Source organism: Nocardia sp. A7, assembly GCF_046549215.1.
Classification (GTDB): Bacteria; Actinomycetota; Actinomycetes; order Mycobacteriales; family Mycobacteriaceae; genus Nocardia.
In genome coordinates, this window is sequence record NZ_JAJPWE010000003.1 from 585,830 (window position 1) to 602,972 (window position 17,143).

General features: G+C 67.6%; 14 protein-coding genes and 1 tRNA gene. 12 read left to right on the forward strand and 3 right to left on the reverse strand.

Annotated elements, in window-relative coordinates; all coding sequences use genetic code 11:
• Positions 1–35 precede the first annotated feature (35 nt).
• From ACLJPD_RS20555 to ACLJPD_RS20565, 3 genes are all read left to right on the forward strand, one after another.
• Positions 36–2,453, forward strand: coding sequence for a glycerol-3-phosphate 1-O-acyltransferase (locus tag ACLJPD_RS20555; protein ID WP_410874209.1), 2,418 nt, complete (start codon positions 36–38; stop codon positions 2,451–2,453).
• Positions 2,453–3,865 carry an HAD-IB family hydrolase gene (locus ACLJPD_RS20560; protein WP_410874210.1) on the forward strand — a complete coding sequence of 471 codons (1,413 nt, stop codon included), beginning with the start codon at positions 2,453–2,455 and terminating at the stop codon, positions 3,863–3,865. Before ACLJPD_RS20555 ends, ACLJPD_RS20560 begins: the two co-directional genes overlap by 1 nt.
• A gap of 83 nt (positions 3,866–3,948) precedes the next feature.
• Entirely contained in the window at positions 3,949–4,383 is a 435-nt protein-coding gene (locus ACLJPD_RS20565; RefSeq protein WP_410874212.1) for a DUF6069 family protein, read from the forward strand.
• 58 nt (positions 4,384–4,441) lie between these two features.
• Here ACLJPD_RS20565 and ACLJPD_RS20570 read toward each other — a convergent pair whose 3' ends face one another.
• A complete protein-coding gene (locus tag ACLJPD_RS20570; RefSeq protein WP_410874214.1) occupies positions 4,442–5,161 on the reverse strand; it encodes a polyprenol monophosphomannose synthase in 720 nt (239 codons plus the stop codon).
• A gap of 123 nt (positions 5,162–5,284) precedes the next feature.
• Positions 5,285–5,968: a GAP family protein gene (locus ACLJPD_RS20575; protein WP_410874216.1), complete on the reverse strand. Its 684-nt coding sequence runs from the start codon at positions 5,966–5,968 to the stop codon at positions 5,285–5,287.
• A 212-nt stretch (positions 5,969–6,180) separates the two neighbouring features.
• Between ACLJPD_RS20575 and ACLJPD_RS20580 the strand changes: the two genes are divergently transcribed.
• Genes ACLJPD_RS20580 through ACLJPD_RS20590 form a run of 3 tightly spaced genes read left to right on the forward strand, consistent with a single transcriptional unit; the run spans position 6,181 to position 8,858 of the window.
• A complete protein-coding gene (locus tag ACLJPD_RS20580; protein ID WP_410874218.1) occupies positions 6,181–6,498 on the forward strand; it encodes a hypothetical protein in 318 nt (105 codons plus the stop codon).
• Entirely contained in the window at positions 6,498–7,826 is a 1,329-nt protein-coding gene (locus ACLJPD_RS20585; RefSeq protein WP_410874220.1) for a hypothetical protein, read from the forward strand. The genes ACLJPD_RS20580 and ACLJPD_RS20585 overlap by 1 nt, the downstream gene beginning before the upstream one ends.
• A gap of 9 nt (positions 7,827–7,835) precedes the next feature.
• Positions 7,836–8,858, forward strand: coding sequence for a hypothetical protein (locus ACLJPD_RS20590; protein WP_410874222.1), 1,023 nt, complete (start codon positions 7,836–7,838; stop codon positions 8,856–8,858).
• Positions 8,859–8,957: 99 nt separating this feature from the next.
• Here ACLJPD_RS20590 and ACLJPD_RS20595 read toward each other — a convergent pair.
• Positions 8,958–9,031: transfer RNA gene (locus ACLJPD_RS20595), tRNA-Asp, on the reverse strand.
• A gap of 169 nt (positions 9,032–9,200) precedes the next feature.
• On the opposite strand from ACLJPD_RS20595, the gene ACLJPD_RS20600 reads away from it, so the two are divergent.
• From ACLJPD_RS20600 to fabG, 6 genes are all read left to right on the forward strand, one after another.
• Positions 9,201–12,395: a carboxyl transferase domain-containing protein gene (locus ACLJPD_RS20600; RefSeq protein WP_410874223.1), complete on the forward strand. Its 3,195-nt coding sequence runs from the start codon at positions 9,201–9,203 to the stop codon at positions 12,393–12,395.
• Between the two features lie 125 nt (positions 12,396–12,520).
• Positions 12,521–13,342 (forward strand): SDR family oxidoreductase, encoded by an 822-nt coding sequence (locus tag ACLJPD_RS20605; protein ID WP_410874225.1) that lies wholly within the window; start codon positions 12,521–12,523, stop codon positions 13,340–13,342.
• Between the two features lie 15 nt (positions 13,343–13,357).
• A complete protein-coding gene (locus ACLJPD_RS20610; RefSeq protein WP_410874227.1) occupies positions 13,358–14,572 on the forward strand; it encodes an acyl-CoA dehydrogenase family protein in 1,215 nt (404 codons plus the stop codon).
• A 1-nt stretch (position 14,573) separates the two neighbouring features.
• On the forward strand, positions 14,574–15,356 hold the full coding sequence (locus ACLJPD_RS20615) for an SDR family oxidoreductase (RefSeq protein ID WP_410874229.1): 783 nt from the start codon (positions 14,574–14,576) through the stop codon (positions 15,354–15,356).
• Positions 15,316–16,380 (forward strand): phosphotransferase family protein, encoded by a 1,065-nt coding sequence (locus tag ACLJPD_RS20620; protein WP_410874231.1) that lies wholly within the window; start codon positions 15,316–15,318, stop codon positions 16,378–16,380. Before ACLJPD_RS20615 ends, ACLJPD_RS20620 begins: the two co-directional genes overlap by 41 nt.
• A gap of 12 nt (positions 16,381–16,392) precedes the next feature.
• Positions 16,393–17,142, forward strand: coding sequence for a 3-oxoacyl-ACP reductase FabG (gene fabG, locus ACLJPD_RS20625; RefSeq protein WP_410874233.1), 750 nt, complete (start codon positions 16,393–16,395; stop codon positions 17,140–17,142).
• Position 17,143 lies beyond the last annotated feature (1 nt).

The following is a 17,143-nucleotide window of genomic DNA, read 5'->3' on the forward strand; positions in this document are numbered from 1 at the left end:
ATGCGCCGAACCAGAACTGCGGCTTCAATGGAGGAATGATCGACACAGGTGGGCGGCCCGGACCGCAGGCAGACTCGGTGGTCGCCCTCGTCGACGCGGCCTCCGGCGTCGAACGCGCAGTGATCGGCGACTGGATCGCCCGGGGTGGTCTCGGCGACGAGATCGACTCCATCGCCCCGGTGACCCAGCTCGACCTCGACGCGAAGGCCATCATCAAACGCCTCGCGACAAGGCAGGACGACCCGCTGGTCGTGCCGGTCCGGGTGCTGTGGCTGCCGCCCGAACGCGACGGTGTGCGCCGGGTGACCTTCGCCGACCTCGCGATGGGAACCAATCCGCGCAAACCCAACCGGCTCGTGCAGCGCAGACTGCTGCGCACCGAACCCGACCGCCACCGCGTGCTGGTCGGCGCACCCGCCCGGCTCAGTGCGCTGCGCACCAAGAACCCCGAGGCCGCCGCGCTGTTGCGCGCGGGCTCGGCCGACCCGTTCGCGCGCGCGGTGGTGCGTGCCGCGGTGGTGGCGCTCGAACGCGCCGAACGCACCGTCATCGGCGATCGCTACAAGGTGCCGCAGCTGGTGGCCGAGGAGATCCTCGACTCCCCCGAATTCCAGCGAAAACTCGACTACATCGCCGACGAGATCGGCTCCGAACCCGACCAGGTGTATCGCAACGCGGAAAAGGCGCTGCGGGAATTGGTCGCCGCGCAGAGCCGACTGGTCTCGGACCTGTTCACGCAGGCGATGCGACCGGTGCACGCCTCGACCTGGAAGGTCGACACCGATCTGCGCGGCCTCGACGCACTGCGCGCACTCAACCGCAAACATCCGCTGGTGTTCCTGCCCTCGCACCGTTCCTACGTCGACGCGTTCGTCCTCGGTGATGTGCTGGCACGCAACGACTTTCCGCCCAATCATGTGATCGGCGGAGCGAACCTGAACTTCTGGCCGATGGGACCGATCGCCCGGCGCACCGGCACGGTGTTCATCCGGCGCAGCTTCGGCGACGACGAGGTCTACAAGGCGGTGGTCGAGGAGTACTTCGCCTACCTGCTGGCCAAGCGCTTCAATATGGAGTGGTACTTCGAGGGCGGTCGGACCAGGACCGGAAAACTTCGCCCGCCCCGCTACGGACTGCTCAATTACCTTGCCGCCGCGGTGCGTTCGCGCCGGGTCGACGATGTGATGCTGGTGCCGGTGTCGATCACCTATGAGCGGCTCAACGAGCTGGGTGCGATCGCGAGCGAACAGGCGGGTGGCACCAAGAAGGCCGAGGGTATCGGCTGGCTAGCTAAATATGTTCGCCTACAGCAGCATTCGGCCGGTCGTGTGTACGTACGCTTCGGCGAGGCCATTTCGGCGCGCGAACGACTCGGGGTGCACGGTGACCCACTGGATCAACGGCCGGTGACCATTCCGCTGCGCGATACCGAGACCGGCTCCGCCACTGTTCCCGATGAGAAGGCTGTGGCCGCCGCCGAGCAAAAAGCCGTGCAGCGCTTGGCTTTCGACGTCGCGGTCGGCATCAACGACGTCACCCCGATCACCGTCAACGCGCTGGTCACCCTGGCCCTGCTCGGCGTGCACGAGCGCGCGCTCACCCTCGGCCAGGTGCGCACGGTCCTCGATCCGGTGCTCGGCTACATCGCCCGTCGCGGGCTGCCCAGTGGCGAATTGTCCACGCTGCGTGATGAACACGGCCTGCGGGTGGTGCTCGAGCAGCTCGCGCTGGCCGGCGTCGTCACCGTGTATCGGGGCGGGCTGGAGCCGGTGTACGCGATCGAACCCGGCGTGCATCTCGAGGCGGCGTTCTATCGCAACAGCGCGGTGCACTGGTTCGTCAACCGCGCCATCCTCGAACTGTCGGCCCTCACCGCCGTGGAGCAGCCGGGCGACGACCCACTGCGGGCCGCGTGGAAGGCGGCGTTCGCGCTGCGCGACCTGCTCAAGTTCGAATTCTTCTTCCCGGAACGGCAGGAGTTCGCCGACCAGATCATCGAGGAAGTGCGCATCATCGTGCCCGAGTGGGACGAGCACACCCCCGACGACCGGCTCGATCGCCAGTTCCTCGGCGCTGTCACCGAATCCGGGTTCGTAATGGCTCATCGCGTGCTGCGTTCGTTCTTCGACGCGCAATTGGTGGTGGCCGAGCGGCTGGTGGCCCGGCCCACCGATGCGACGATCGATCGCAAGGAATTCATCGACGAATGCGTGGCGGTCGGCAAGCAGATGCTGCTGCAGCAGCGGTTGCACAGCCCGGAATCGGTGTCGTCGGAATTGTTCACCAGCGCCTGGAAACTGGCCGACAACTACGGTCTCATCGCACCGGCCGACGAAGGAGCCGAGGCCGAATTGATCGAGAAGCGCCAGGCATTCGCCGATCAGCTGCGTGATCTCGGCGACCGTATCGCGCGGGCGGCCTCGCTCGATCCGTCGAACAGGAACACGCACTGATGAGCACACTCGCCGAAGCCGTGGCCGCGATCCGGTCCGGCCCGCAGGGTACGCAGATCGTCGCGGTGTTCGACTTCGGTGGCACCGTGGTCGACGCCATGCCACGACGTGGGTTGGCGGGCAAGGTGTTCCGGCGCGGTGACGAGCGCCTGGCCACTCTCCTGGGCGGAATTCAGCGCGGGGGTGAGGACGGCGATTACGGCCGGTTCCTCCAAGCCGTCGAACGCACCTGGGCCGGCACCTCGGAATCGGAACTGGAACAGCTGGGCCGCAAGGCTTTCAGCAAGGCGATCTACGGGCGGCTGTTCCCTGAAGCGTGGCAGCTGGTGCGCGCACACCAAGCGGCCGGGCACACCGTGCTGGTGGTCAGCGAGCTCACCCGATTCCAGGTACAGCCCGCCGCCGAACAACTCGGCATCGGCAACATCCTGTGCACGGAACTCACCGTCCAGGACGACATTCTGACGGGCAACACCGCGGGTGCACCGCTGTGGCGCACCGGAAAGTCGACGGCAGTCAGCGAATTCGCTGCCGGGCGCGAGATCGGTTACGTCTACACCGACAGCGTGACCGACCTGCCCCTGCTCGAACTCGCCGGTCGACCGACCGTGATCGACCCCGACCCCGCCCTGGCCGCGATCGCCGCCGACAACGGCTGGCCGACACTGAGTTTCCGGCTGCGCCGCGCCCCACGCCCCCTCGACTACCTGCGCACCATCGTCGGATTCACCGGCCTCATCGGCGGCGCGCTCGTCGGTGTCCTGCGCAAGTCCTACACCGGCAAGCGTCAGGCGATGGCCGACGCACTCATGCACGACGCCACCACCGCCACCCTGCGCGCCGTCGACGTGCGGCTGCGCGTCGTCGGTGCCGAACACGCCCGTGCGCCAAGACCTGCGGTATTCCTGTTCAACCATCAGAGCCAGTTCGACGTGATCATCGTCCCGAAGGTCCTCGACGGTGCGGTGACCGGCATCGGCAAGAAGCAACTCGCCAACCACCCCCTGTTCGGCCCGCTGATGCGCTTCGTCGGCGTCACCTTCATCGACCGCACCAACACCGAACGCGCGAAAGCCTCACTCGCCCCGGTTGTTTCGACCCTGCGTGACGGGCTCTCGATCGCGGTCGCGCCCGAGGGCACTCGCTCGTTCACGCCGAGCGTCGGCCCGTTCAAGAAGGGCGCCTTCCATATCGCCATCCAGGCGGGCGTGCCGGTGATCCCCGTGGTGATCCGCAATGCGGGCGAAATCGCCTGGCGGGATTCACCTATCGCACGTTCGGGCATCGTCGACGTGGCGGTGCTGGCGCCGATCGATGTCTCCGGCTGGGACCCGGCCGACATGAGCGACGAGGTCGAAGGTGTCCGGCAGCTGTTCGAGAACACCCTGTTGAACTGGCCGACCGAACCCTGAGAATATTTCTCGAGCCGAGGACTTGACCTGAACCTCCGTTTCGGTTTCATGATTGTTCTCAACACCGAATGAGGGAGAACATCATGTCCACCACCACTGCCACCACCACCTACACCGTCCCCGCCCTGAACCGGCCCGTCGCCGTGCTGGGCGCCGTGGCCGCCGCCGTGGTGCTGAACCTGATCGTCTGGGCCATCGGCGCCGCCGCGGGCGGTTCGTTCATCATGACCGACCAGGGCAAGGCTTCCAGTGTCGCGCCCGGCGGCGTGATCATGATGTCGGCCGTGCCGCTGCTGATCGGCCTGACCGTCGCCGTACTGGTCTCCTACGTGTGGACCGGCGTGCTGCGGACCGCCGCGGTGGTCGGGTCGGTGCTGTCGATCGGAACCATCGCGCTGACCGTGTCCACCGACTTCGACACCGCCTCCACCATCGCCCTGTCGGTGATGCACGTGGTGCTGGTGCCGGTGATCGTGATCGCGTTGGAAGGTGTGCGCCGCGGCATCACCGCCAAGTGACCGACAGCGAAACAGGCCCCGCCGACATTCATCGGCGGGGCCTGTTTCGCGTCGGGAATTACACCGAGCGGCCGAACAGCAGCTTCCACGGCATGAGCGCCGACTCGAGCTGCACCTTCAGGCTCATCTTCGACGCGCCGATGGTGCGCTCCTCGAAGCGGATCGGCACCTCGGCGATCGTGTAGCCCTTCTTGATCGCGCGGTAGTTCATCTCGACCTGGAACGAATAGCCGTTGCTGCGGATCGAGGCCACGTCGATCGCGCGCAGGGTGTCGGCCTTCCAGGCCTTGAAACCGGCGGTCGCGTCCTTCACACCGAGGCGCAGGATCAGGTTCACGTAGAAGTTGGCCCAGGCCGAGAGGGCCTTGCGGTACCACTTCCACTCCGCGGCGGTGGAACCACCGGGCACATAGCGCGACCCGAGCGCCACCCCGACATCATCGGAGCTCAGCTTCTCGAGCATCGACGGGATGACCTCGGCGGGGTGCGACAGATCGGCGTCCATCTGGATCACCACGTCGGCACCCTCGTCGAGCGCGCGGGTGATGCCCGCGATGTAGGCACGGCCGAGACCGTCCTTCTCGGTGCGGTGCAGCACGCTCACCACATTCGGCAGCTCAGCTGCCAATTTGTCAGCGACATCACCCGTGCCGTCGGGTGAATTATCGTCTACGACCAACACGTGCAGATCGGACACCGGCAGAGCCGTCAGCCGCTCCACCGCCACCGGCAGATTTTCCCGCTCGTTGTAGGTCGGCACAACAACGGTAACCCTCAAGGGTCGCCCTCCCTGCTCACCTGGATAGCCCCGCGGCCCAGGATGCGGGCACGGGGCATGTCATCGATTCGTTATGACGGTACTCGATGGCCCTGACGCTTTCCTGAGTGGCCGGGCGGGCGCTCACCACAGCCGCCCCGCGTGGACCAGCGCGTCCACGACCAATACGATGCCGAACACGACGAAGAGCACGCGGATCGCGGGCGGTCCGTAGCGGGTGATCGCGCGCACCAGCAGGCGGTACATCCGGCGTGTGCGCGGTGTCCGCCGCATCGCCAAGGCCAGCACGACCAGTGGCAGGACCAGCGCGATCGCGCAATAACCCATAACGATCAGCGGCCAACCAACGGGCAGCGGGCGCTGCGCGGACAGCAGCGCCAGCGCCGCGAGGTACGGCACCGAGGTCGGCACCTTCGCCAGGCCGAGCGTGAATCCGAGCACGCCCATCAGCCACGGGTACTTGCGTACCGGCTCGACCCAGCGACCGCCCGTGGCTGCCGGAGTACCGACCGGCAGCGCGGCGACGGCGATCAGCACCAGGCCGATCACCAGCTCACCCCAGTAGCGCAGGGTCGGCGTCAGCTCGAAGTCGAGCAGCCTGACCAGGAAGTCGATGCCGAGCACAGTGGCGACGCCGAAGGCCACCGAGACCGCGAAAACGCCACCGAGGAAGCTGAGCACCCCCGTCATCGGCGAGCGCCGGGTGAGTCTGGCGTCGGCGACGACGGCCGTGGTGATCGCCACCAGCAGCACATCGAGCGCGTCGAGCAGGGCGAAACCCAGGAGGGCGAGCAGCAGGACAGACATGACGTGGCTGACCTTACTCGTCGGTCATGTGTGGATCGCCGAGCCGTCAGTCACACCAGCCCCACCCGACCTCCTAGCCGAAAGTCCTTGACCTGCGCAGTCTCGAGATCGATCCGACCATCTGGACTGGACTCCCCCGCAAACCGCGCGGGGTGGTTACGCTTTTCAGCACCGGCTGTGCCGGGATCCGCGATCGTGAAGGGGCAGACATCGTGGCAGAAATGTCTTTCGACCCGTCAGCGCTCGACGCTTACCAGCGTGCGGCGGCTCGGGTTTCCGAACTTCTTGGCTCAGCGGCCACCGATACGACGACCGCGGCCGGAGTCGACCTGTCCGGACTCGGCGTGCTCGGACGTGAATTCGCCGCCGCCTGGGCACAGGCCGCGGGCGACCACGCGTCGACGCTGAGTACGGCGGGCAATCTGGTCACCGCCTATCAGGACATCTTGAATCGCTTCGGCATCACCGTGACCGGGATCGATACCGGGCTGGCAGGCGATCTGCGCGCAACCGAGAGTGAGGTGGCGTGATGGCCGCCAAGTCGCTGGTCACCGAGACCACGGTGAGCACGATCACGCCCGCCGAGGCCGAGGCGAAGATCGCGCCGGTGATCGCACTGCTCGAGGTGCCGTTGCTCGAATTGCGTAAATCGCTGGGCAGTAATACTTCCGCCGATCCCGATGCGTCGGTGGTCGCCGCGCTGACGTCGGCGACCGCGGCCACCACGGCGACCGAGGACCCGCATCGGCTCGGGTTGTACGCGCTCGAGTCGACCGAGACGGCGGCCCCCGCGACACCCGCGCTGCGCCAGACCGCGACCGAGGTCTCGGCCGCGGCCGATCGCGGGACCAGGTTGAGTTCGCTGCTCGGACAAGCGCATTCCACCCAGTCGACGGCAGCCGCCAAGGTCGATGCGATCATCGCGGACTTCCGGGCCAAGGCGAAGAAGGCCGCGCCCGCGGTGAACGAGAACAACCTGGATGCCATCGTCGCGCTCGCCGAAGAGGCCATCTCGGAAGCGGTCGGGGTGGTGGGCAATGCCAGCACCGAGATGGATCAGTACACGCGCGACACCAAGGGACTCACCAGCGATCTCGGCGGGACCAACGGGGTGACCGTTCCCCCCGGCGCGACCGAGGTGGCGCCCGGGGTCTACGTGCTCGGCACCGGCGGCACCGATACGTCCTCGTGGAGCGACAACTCTTCCTGGGATGACGACGACGAGGACCTCGATCCGGCGACAGCGGCGCAGATAGCGTTGCAAGAGGCGCTGATCGACGGTGGGGTGTCGTTGGGGACGGCGGCGATCGATGCGGGTGTCACCTTCGGTACACATCTGATCGACAAGATCGCCGAAGTCGCGATGCACGGGCTCGACAAGGGTACCGAATTGGCGACCGCCGGGATCGACACGCTCGCCGCGAATGCCGCCGGAACAGAGGGCGGCACATCGACGGCACCTGCGGGCACCGCGCCGTCGACCAATGGCGGCGGGACCGGCACGAGCACCTTGTTCGGCGGCTTGAACGGCGGCACCAGCGGCGGCGGCACCAGCGGCGGCGGCACCAGCGGCGGCGCGAATTCCGGTGGCGGCACGAATCCGGGTGGCAGCGCCAATTCCGGTGGCGGTGGCGGTGGCGCCTCCGCGAAGCCGGACACTCCAGCCCCCGCCGCCCCGTACCAGGCACCCAAAACCGAACAGCCCCAACAGGCTCCGAGCGCACCCGCGCCCGCTCAGCAGCCGATGCAGGGCGGGGTGGTTCCGCCCGGCGCTCGTCCGCAGCAGGAGCAGGAGACCGAAAAACCCTCCGCCTCACCTAAACACGGTCAACCGGGAGTCGTCCCGGCGCCGGCGTAGGACATCCGCATGGACAATCCGTTCGGTGCCTACTTCGCGTCGTCGGACGCCACGCCGCCCGGCCGCCGTCGCCCGCAGGGTAAACGGCGGCGCAGGCGGCGGGAGGCCGAGCCGCAAACGATCGGTACCAACCCCGAGATCTGGCCGCCCCCCGATCCGGAACCGTTCGACAACAACCCCTTCCAGCCCGCGCCCGTCGAACCGGTGTATCTGAACCCCGCCGACGACGACGGGTTCACCGGCGACTGGAACGACTGGAACGACGCCGACGTGCCCGCTCAGCCCCACCGCGGCGACGATGTCGACTGGAACGACTGGGCCACCACCACCGCGACCGAACAGAGCGGAGACCACGTCGAGATGCCGGTATTGCCGCGCCTCAAGGACTTCGGCGGCGGCGGTCAGATCGCGCGACGTCCCCGCAAGAACTTCGATGACGAACGCTACGACGACAGCGGTGGCCGAACGAAAGCCGCGGCCGCGATCAAAGGCATCGTCGGTGCCCTCGCCTTCGTCGTCATCCTCGGCGTGGCCGCCACCATCTTCCTCGGCCCCGCCGACAAACCGACCACCACCACCCAGGCCGCCGTATCGGGCACGCGCGCGACGACTTCCACGGTGGTGCCCCCGCTGCCGGCCCACGCCCTGTCCGGCTGTGAATCCTTCCGCACCCCCTCGATCACCATCAGCGCCGAACGCGGCGACACCGCCACCCCCGAGGGCGCCATCCTCGGTTTCGAGTACAGCTACTACGTCGACCGCGACGCCGCGAAGGCCCGCTCCTTCGTCACCGACAACGCCCACGTCGGCGATGCCTCCGCCCTGGCCGCAGGCATCGGCTCGCTGCCCCTCGACGTCAAGTACTGCGTCCACATCACCAAGGCCAACGCCACCGACGCCACCCTCTGGAATGTCACCATCCACCAGAAATGGCCGGGCGACGCCACCACCGAGAAGATCGACCAGGTCATGCGCACCACCGAGGTAGCCCCCGGCCGCCACCGCATCACCAGCATCGACCACCGCATCTGAAGACCGGCCGGCCGCAGGCTTGGAGCGACCAGCGCACTGAGTGCGCTGATACAGAAAGTCCCCCACACCGGAATGGGTGTGGGGGACTTTGTCGTGTTGCGACCCTGACGGGACTCGAACCCGCGACCTCCGCCGTGACAGGGCGGCGCGCTAACCAACTGCGCTACAGGGCCATGCTTACGTCGGGGGATATTACCCGGTGGGCGTCGGTTTCGGTAACCGAACAGGTCAGGCGATGGATCGGTCATTGACATTGACATCAACGTCAATAAGGCTGTGACGGTGACCACTAGTGGTCGTCGGGGCCACCACGCGAGCGTTCACCGAATCCGAGGACACCCAGTGAAACTGCTCATCGCCAACCGCGGCGAGATCGCCCTGCGGATCATCCGCACTGCCACCGAACTCGGCATCGACACCGTCGCGGTGTACGCCGAGGACGACGCCGACACTCCCCACGTGCACGCGGCCGGTGCGGCGATCGGGTTGGCCGGCACCGGCGCAGCGACCTATCTCGACCACGCCGCGATCCTGGCCGCCGCCAAGGAATCCGGCGCCGACTACCTGCACCCCGGCTACGGCTTCCTCAGCGAGAACGCCGAATTCGCTCGTGCGTGCGCGGCCGACGGCGTCACCTTCGTCGGCCCCGAGCCCTCGGTTCTCGACCTGTTCGGCAACAAGTCCTCGGCCCGCGCGACGGCGATGGCAGCAGATGTTCCCGTCTTACCCGCCACCGAAGGGCCGACCACTGTCGAGGAGGTGCACGCCTTCTTCGGCACCCACCCCGGCGCGATCATGATCAAGGCGCTGGCCGGTGGCGGTGGTCGTGGCATGCGGGTGGTGCGGACCGCCGCGGAGATCGACGACGCGTACCGGCAGTGCGCCGCGGAGGCGAAGCTCGGATTCGGTGATCCGGCCGTCTTCGCCGAGCTGCTGTGCGAGAACGCCCGGCACATCGAAGTGCAGATCGTCGCCACCGAGCACACGGCGCTGGCGCTGGGTGATCGCGACTGCAGTGTGCAGCGCAGACATCAGAAGCTCCTCGAAATCGCTCCTGCGCAGGGGCTTTCGGACACCCTGCGGCGCCAGCTCCATGCGGCGGCGGCCCGGCTGTGCGCCCAGGTCGACTATCGCGGGCTCGCCACCGTCGAATTCCTCGTCTCCGGCTCCGAATTCGTGTTCCTCGAGGTCAATCCACGAATCCAGGTGGAGCACACCGTCACCGAAGAGGTGACCGGCGTCGATCTGGTTGCCGTACAGCTCGCGATCGCCCAGGCCACGCTCTTCGACGACCTGCGGTTGCCCCTCGGAATCCGCTCCGACGGAATAGCATCCACCGGCGATCCGGCACTCGCGGACGGCATCGCGATCCAGGCCAGGGTGAACATGGAGACGATGGCGGCCGACGGTGCGGCGCTGCCGACCACCGGCACGCTGAACACCTTCGCGCCCCCCACCGGCCCTGGCGTACGAGTCGATACCTTCGGCCGCCCCGGGCTGACCCCGAGCCCGCGCTACGACTCGCTGCTGGCCAAGGTGATCACCCGCACCCGCGGCCACTCCTTCCCCGCCGCCGCCCGCAAATCCGCGACCGCGCTCGCCGAGTTCACCGTGACCGGCATCGGTACCAATATCTCGTTCCTGCGAGAGATCTTGGCCGACAACATCTTCCAGTCAGGCCAGGCGACCACAGGATTTCTCGCCGAGCGACTGACGGACCTGGTCGCGGCGTCGCAGACAGATCAGCCCGAGCACGCGATCGCCGCGGTCGAGCTGTATCCGGGCCAGGACGCCGTGCGCGCGCACCTCGCGGGCACGGTGGTCGAGGTGACGGACGAGGGTGTCGACATCGGCGCTGGCGGGCAGCTCGCCGTGCTCGAGGCGATGAAGATGCAGCACGTGCTCACCGCCCCGGATGCGGCCAGGACCGTCCGGGTTCTGGTCCGCCCCGGCCAGATCGTCGCACCGGGCGACCCCCTCGTCATCATCACCCGCACCGATGCCGACGAAACCGGCAGTGCGCACACCGATCTGGACCCCGACCGGCCCCGCGCCGATGTCGAGGAGGTCCGCGCCAGGCACCTGGTGACCCTGGACGAGTCCCGCCCGGCCGCCGTGGCCAAACGACACAGGCTCGGCCGCCGCACCGCAAGGGAGAACATCGCCGACCTGGTCGACGAGGGCAGCTTCGTCGAATACGGCGCACTCACCTTCGCCGCCCAGCGCACCAGACGCACCGAAGACGACCTCATCGCCAACACCCCCGCCGACGGCCTGGTCACCGGCTTGGCGACCATCGGCGCCGACCGTTTCGACAGAGCCGAAGCGGTGGTGGTCTCCTACGACTACACCGTGCTCGCAGGCACCCAGGGCAAGAACAACCACGCCAAAACCGACCGCGCCTTCGAACTCGCCGAACGCAAACACATCCCGGTGGTCCTGTTCGCCGAGGGCGGTGGCGGCCGACCGGGCGACACCGACTGGACCGGTATGGGCCTGGACGTGACAACCTTCCGCGCCCTCGGCGCCCTGCGCGGCAAGGTACCGCTGGTGACGATCGTGTCGGGCCGCTGCTTCGCGGGCAACGCCGCACTGGCCGGCGCCTGTGACGTGATCATCGCGACGCCCGACGCCAATATCGGCATGGGCGGCCCGGCGATGATCGAGGGCGGCGGGCTCGGCGCCTACCGCCCCGAAGACATCGGCCCGATCGACGTGCAACGCCGCAACGGCGTGGTCGACCTGGTCGCCCGCGACGAGGCGCATGCGGTGGCGCTGGCCAAGCAGTACCTGAGCTACTTCCAGGGTCGCACCGACGATTTCGAGGCGCCCGACCCACGACTGGCCCGACATGTGGTGCCGGAGAACCGGTTACGCGCCTACGACATCCACCGCGCCATCGACGCGATCGTCGACGTCGGCTCGTCGCTCGAACTGCGCCCGGACTACGGTGTCGGCGTTGTCACCGCGCTGGTGCGGGTGCACGGCGAACCGTTCGGCCTCATCGCCAACAGCAGCCACCACTTGGGCGGCGCCATCGACGCCGAAGCCGCCGACAAGATGGGCGAGTTCCTCACGCTGTGCCAATCCTTCGGACTGCCGATCGTCTCCCTGTGCGACACACCGGGTTTCATGGTCGGGCCCGAAGCGGAGAAGACCGCGACGGTACGCCGTTTCAGCAAGTTGTTCGTGCTCGGCGCACAACTGAGCGTCCCATTCGGCACGATCATCCTGCGCAAGGGCTACGGTCTCGGCGCGATGGCGATGACGGCCGGCCACTTCCACGCACCGAACTTCACCGTCGCCTGGCCCACCGGCGAGATCGGCCCGATGGGACTCGAGGGCGCCGTCCGCCTCGGCTTCAGGAAAGAACTCGCCGCCGTGACGGATCCGGACGAGCGCGAAACACTGTTCCAGCAGTTGCTCACCCTGGCCTACCAGCAGGGCAAGGCGCTCACCGCCGCCACCGGTTTCGAACTCGACGACGTGATCGACCCCGCCGACACCCGCACCTGGATCGCCACGCTCGCCAACTGATACCTCTTCGCTATGCCTGTGATTGACATTACCTATCGGTTGAATCAGACTGAGCGAATACTCACTCACTTGAAGTTGACGTCAAGTTCTAATAGCTTCAGCTGTACACATCGGAAGGATTTCTCGTGAGAGTTGCTGAGAAGGTGGCCATCGTGACCGGCGGCGGCGCGGGCATCGGCGCCGCGCTGGCGGCCGCACTCGCCGCGGCCGGAGCGAAGGTGGTGGTCTCGGACCTCGACGAGCCCGCCGCGCTGGCCGTGTCGGAGCAGATCAACGCCGATCACCCCGGCGCCACCGTCGGTGTCGGCGCCGATGCCGCCGACACCGAGGAGATCAGAGGTCTGATCGCGTTGGCGCAGCGGCACTTCGGGCCGGTCGACCTGTACTTCGCCAACGCGGGCATCGTCGGCGCGCCCGGGCTCGACATCGCCGACGACCAGTGGGATCGCGCGCTCGAGGTGAACCTGCGCGCCCACGTCCGCGCCGCGCGACTGCTGGTGCCGGAGTGGGTCGAACGCGGCGAGGGCTACTTCATCAGCACCGCCTCCGCCGCGGGCCTGCTCACTCAGATCGGTTCGGCCACCTACTCGGTGAGCAAGCACGCGGCCGTCGGGTTCGCCGAATGGCTCAGCATCACCTATGGCGACCAGGGCATTCGCGTCAGCTGCCTGTGCCCGATGGGTGTGAACACCAAGCTGCTGTACGCGGGCCGGGATTCGGGCGAAGAACTCGGCGCCACCGCGACCCGCGCCGTCGTCTCGGCAGGCGATGTCCTCGAACCCGCCGACGTGGCCGACATCGTCCTCGCGGCCGTGGACACCGAGCAATTCCTGATCCTGCCGCATCCGCAGGTACTGGACATGTACCGCCACAAGGGCGCCGACTACGACCGTTGGCTGCGCGGCATGCGGCGCTACCAGTCGTCGTTGCTGGCCGAAACCCACTGAACGAGAGAGAAATCCATGTCGCTGTTCGATCTGTCCGATCGCGCCGAGAAATACTCCGTAGACCTGCTCGACTTCATGGACGCGCACGTCTACCCGGCCGAAGCCGTCTACGACGAGCAGATGCGCGAATCCGGTGATCCGCACTTCCAGCCACCGATCATGGAAGAACTCAAAGCCGAGGCCAAGCGGCGCGGCCTGTGGAACCTCTTCCACCCGCACCCCGGCCGCGGCCCCGGCCTGACCAACCTCGAATACGCGCCGCTGGCCGAGATCATGGGCCGCAGCCACCTCGCGTCGGAGGCCTGCAACTGCAACGCCCCCGACACCGGCAACATGGAAGTGCTCGAACTGTTCGGCACCGAAGAGCACAAAGAGAAGTACCTGAAGCCACTGCTCGACGGCACCATGGCCTCGGCCTTCGCGATGACCGAACCGCGAGTGGCCAGCTCCGACGCCACCAATATCGAACTGTCGATGGTGCGCGACGGCGAGGACTACGTCCTCAACGGGCGAAAGTGGTTCGCCACCAACGCTTTGCACAAGAACTGTCGCGTGATGATCGTGATGGGCAAGACCGATCCCACCGCCGCACCGCACCGCCAGCAGTCGATGATGGTGGTCCCGATCGACGCGCCGGGCGTGACGATCATCCGCGGGCTGCCGGTGTTCGGCTATCAGGAACGCGAAGGCCACGCCGAGATCGACTTCGCCGATGTGCGCGTACCCGTCACCGACGTGCTCAAGGGCGAAGGTGAAGGTTTCGCGATCAGCCAAGCCCGGCTCGGCCCCGGCCGCATCCACCACTGCATGCGCAGCATCGGCATCGCCGAGCGCGCACTGGAGATGATGTGCAAGCGCGCGCAGCAGCGGGTCACCTTCGGTAAGCCGGTGGCCGAGAACGCCAACATCCAGGACTGGATCGCCGAGTCGCGCATCGACATCGAGATGATCCGGCTGCTCACGCTCAAGGCCGCGCACTTGATGGACACCGTCGGCAACAAGGCCGCGCGCACCGAGATCGCCGCCATCAAGGTGGCCGCGCCGAACATCGCGCTGAAGGTCGTCGACCGGGCCATTCAGGTGCACGGGGCGGGCGGCGTCACCGACGACTTCCCGCTGGCCGCCGCCTGGGCGGGCCTGCGCACGCTGCGCCTGGCCGATGGGCCCGACGAAGTACACAAGCGGGCCATCGCCCGCCAGGAACTGGGCAAGTACAAGAGGAGCAACTGAGATGAACGGACTTGATCTGACCGGCCGCACCGCCATCGTCACCGGCGCCTCGCGCGGTATCGGACTGGCGATCGCCCAGGAACTGGCCGCGGCCGGCGCGAATGTCGTCTTGACCGCGCGCACCCAGGAAGCCGCTGACGCGGCCGCCGCCAAGGTCGTCGGCACCGCGATCGGCGTCGGCGCCCACGTGGTGGACGAAGAAGCCGCGCGCCGCTGCGTGGAGCGGACCATGGAACGGTTCGGCAGCATCGACATCCTGGTCAACAACGCGGGCACCAACCCCGCCTACGGTCCGACGATCGACCAGGATCACGCCAAGTTCGCGAAGATCTTCGACGTGAATCTGTGGGCTCCGGTGCTGTGGACGTCGCTGGTCACCCGGGCGTGGATGGGCGAGCACGGCGGCGCCGTCGTCAACACCACCTCCATCGGCGGCCTGACCATGGAACCGAACATCGGGCTGTACAACGCGTCCAAGGCCGCGCTGATCCATCTCACCGAGCAGTTGGCGCTGGAGCTGTCGCCGAAGGTGCGGGTCAACTCCGTGGCACCGGGCGTGGTGCGGACCAAGCTCGCCGAGGCACTGTGGCGCGAGCACGAGCAGGCCCTCACGGCCACGACCGCGCTGGATCGGATCGGCGAACCCGCCGATATCGCCGCCGCGGTGGCCTTCCTGGTCTCCGACGCGGCGAGCTGGATCACCGGCGAGACCCTGGTGATCGACGGCGGCCAGCGACTCGGTGATGCCGCGCAGTTCCGGCGCGGCGCCACGGTCAGTGCCTGAGGTGGGCGAGGTCGTCGGCGTCGATCCGGTCGCGGTCGCCGGGTGGTTCAGGACCCTCGGCATCGAGTACACCGCGACACTGCGTTTCGACCGGATCGGCCTCGGCCAATCGAACCTGACCTACCTGGTGCGCGACGACGCGGACCGTCGGTGGGTGCTGCGCAGGCCGCCACTGGGTCACCTGCTCGCCTCCGCGCACGACGTGGTGCGCGAGGCCAGGATCATGGCGGCGCTGGAAACCACCGCTGTGCCGTGCCCGCGGATTCTCGGCGTCGTCGACGACCCGGCGATCTCCGAGGTCCCGATGGTGCTGATGGAATACGTCGACGGGCAGGTGGTCGACACCATGGCCATCGTGGAATCGCTCACGCCGCAACATCGTCGGGCCATCGCCGAATCGCTGCCGCGCACGCTGGCCGAGATCCACGCCGTCGACCTCGGCGCCGTCGGCCTCACGGATCTGGCCAGCCACAAGCCCTACGCGCAGCGCCAGCTCAAGCGGTGGGGCGGCCAGTGGGAGCAGTCCAAGACCAGGGAACTTCCCGAACTCGACGAACTCACCCGACGTCTCGTCGCGACCATGCCCGAGCAGCGTGAGATCACCCTGGTGCACGGCGATTTCCATCTGCGCAATGTCATCACCTCCCGGACCACCGGCGCGGTAGTGGCCGCGCTGGACTGGGAGCTGTCCACCCTCGGCGACCCGCTGGCCGATATGGGCAGCCTGCTCGCCTACTGGGCAGAACCGGGTGAGAACACCGGCGGCGACTTCCCCGCGTCCGCGCTGCCCGGTTTCCCGAACCGCGCCGAGATGTCCGAGGCCTACCTCGCACTGACCGGGCGCGACCCGGCGGCCCTGCGCTACTGGCACGCCTTCGGGCTGTGGAAGCTCGCCGTCATCGCCGAGGGCGTGCTCCGGCGAGCACTGGACACACCGCAGAACAAGGCGGCCGCGGGCACCCCGACCATCGAAAGAATCGACGCGATCGTGCACAAGGCACTCGACGTCACCGAAGAAAGCTAGACAGGAGCAGACATGACTCGCACTGCCATCGTGACGGGCGCGGCCCGCGGCATCGGCGCCGCCATCGCGACCGAATTGGCCGCCGCCGGTATGGCCGTCGCCGTGCTCGACCTCGACGAATCCGCCTGTAAGACAACGGTCGACGCCATCGAGACGGCAGGCGGCAAGGCACTCGCGGTCGGCGCCGATGTCGCCGACGAGGCCGCCGTCGCCGCGGCCGTCGAGCGGGTGGCCGCCGAACTGGGCGCGCCCACCGTGCTCGTGAACAACGCGGGCGTGCTGCGCGACAACCTGCTGTTCAAGATGTCGGTCGCCGACTGGGACACCGTCATGAACGTGCACCTGCGCGGCGCCTTCCTGATGTCGCGCGCCGTGCAGAAGCACATGGTCGAGGCGAAGTACGGTCGCATCGTCAACCTGTCGAGCACCTCGGCGCTCGGCAATCGCGGCCAGGCCAACTACGCCGCCGCCAAGGCAGGCATGCAGGGCTTCACCAAGACCCTGGCCTTCGAACTCGGCAAGTACGGCGTCACCGCCAACGCGATCGCGCCCGGCTTCATCGAGACCGAGATGACCGCAGCGACAGCCGCGCGGATCGGAATGGACTTCGAGGAGTTCAAGCGGGCCGCGGCCGCGCAGATTCCGGTCAACCGGACCGGTACGCCGCAGGATATCGCGCACACCGCGTCGTTCCTGGCGAGCGAGGGCGCGGGCTTCGTCTCCGGCCAGGTCATTTATGTCGCCGGCGGACCGAAGGACTGAC

Excerpts from the sequence above, each read along its gene's own strand:
- ACLJPD_RS20555 (WP_410874209.1), top strand. The coding sequence starts at position 36 with ATGATCGACACAGGTGGGCGGCCCGGACCGCAGGCAGACTCGGTGGTC.
- ACLJPD_RS20560 (WP_410874210.1), top strand. The coding sequence starts at position 2,453 with ATGAGCACACTCGCCGAAGCCGTGGCCGCGATCCGGTCCGGCCCGCAG.
- ACLJPD_RS20565 (WP_410874212.1), top strand. The coding sequence starts at position 3,949 with ATGTCCACCACCACTGCCACCACCACCTACACCGTCCCCGCCCTGAAC.
- ACLJPD_RS20575 (WP_410874216.1), bottom strand. The coding sequence starts at position 5,968 with ATGTCTGTCCTGCTGCTCGCCCTCCTGGGTTTCGCCCTGCTCGACGCG.
- ACLJPD_RS20585 (WP_410874220.1), top strand. The coding sequence starts at position 6,498 with ATGGCCGCCAAGTCGCTGGTCACCGAGACCACGGTGAGCACGATCACG.
- ACLJPD_RS20590 (WP_410874222.1), top strand. The coding sequence starts at position 7,836 with ATGGACAATCCGTTCGGTGCCTACTTCGCGTCGTCGGACGCCACGCCG.
- ACLJPD_RS20610 (WP_410874227.1), top strand. The coding sequence starts at position 13,358 with ATGTCGCTGTTCGATCTGTCCGATCGCGCCGAGAAATACTCCGTAGAC.
- ACLJPD_RS20615 (WP_410874229.1), top strand. The coding sequence starts at position 14,574 with ATGAACGGACTTGATCTGACCGGCCGCACCGCCATCGTCACCGGCGCC.
- ACLJPD_RS20620 (WP_410874231.1), top strand. The coding sequence starts at position 15,316 with ATGCCGCGCAGTTCCGGCGCGGCGCCACGGTCAGTGCCTGAGGTGGGC.
- fabG (WP_410874233.1), top strand. The coding sequence starts at position 16,393 with ATGACTCGCACTGCCATCGTGACGGGCGCGGCCCGCGGCATCGGCGCC.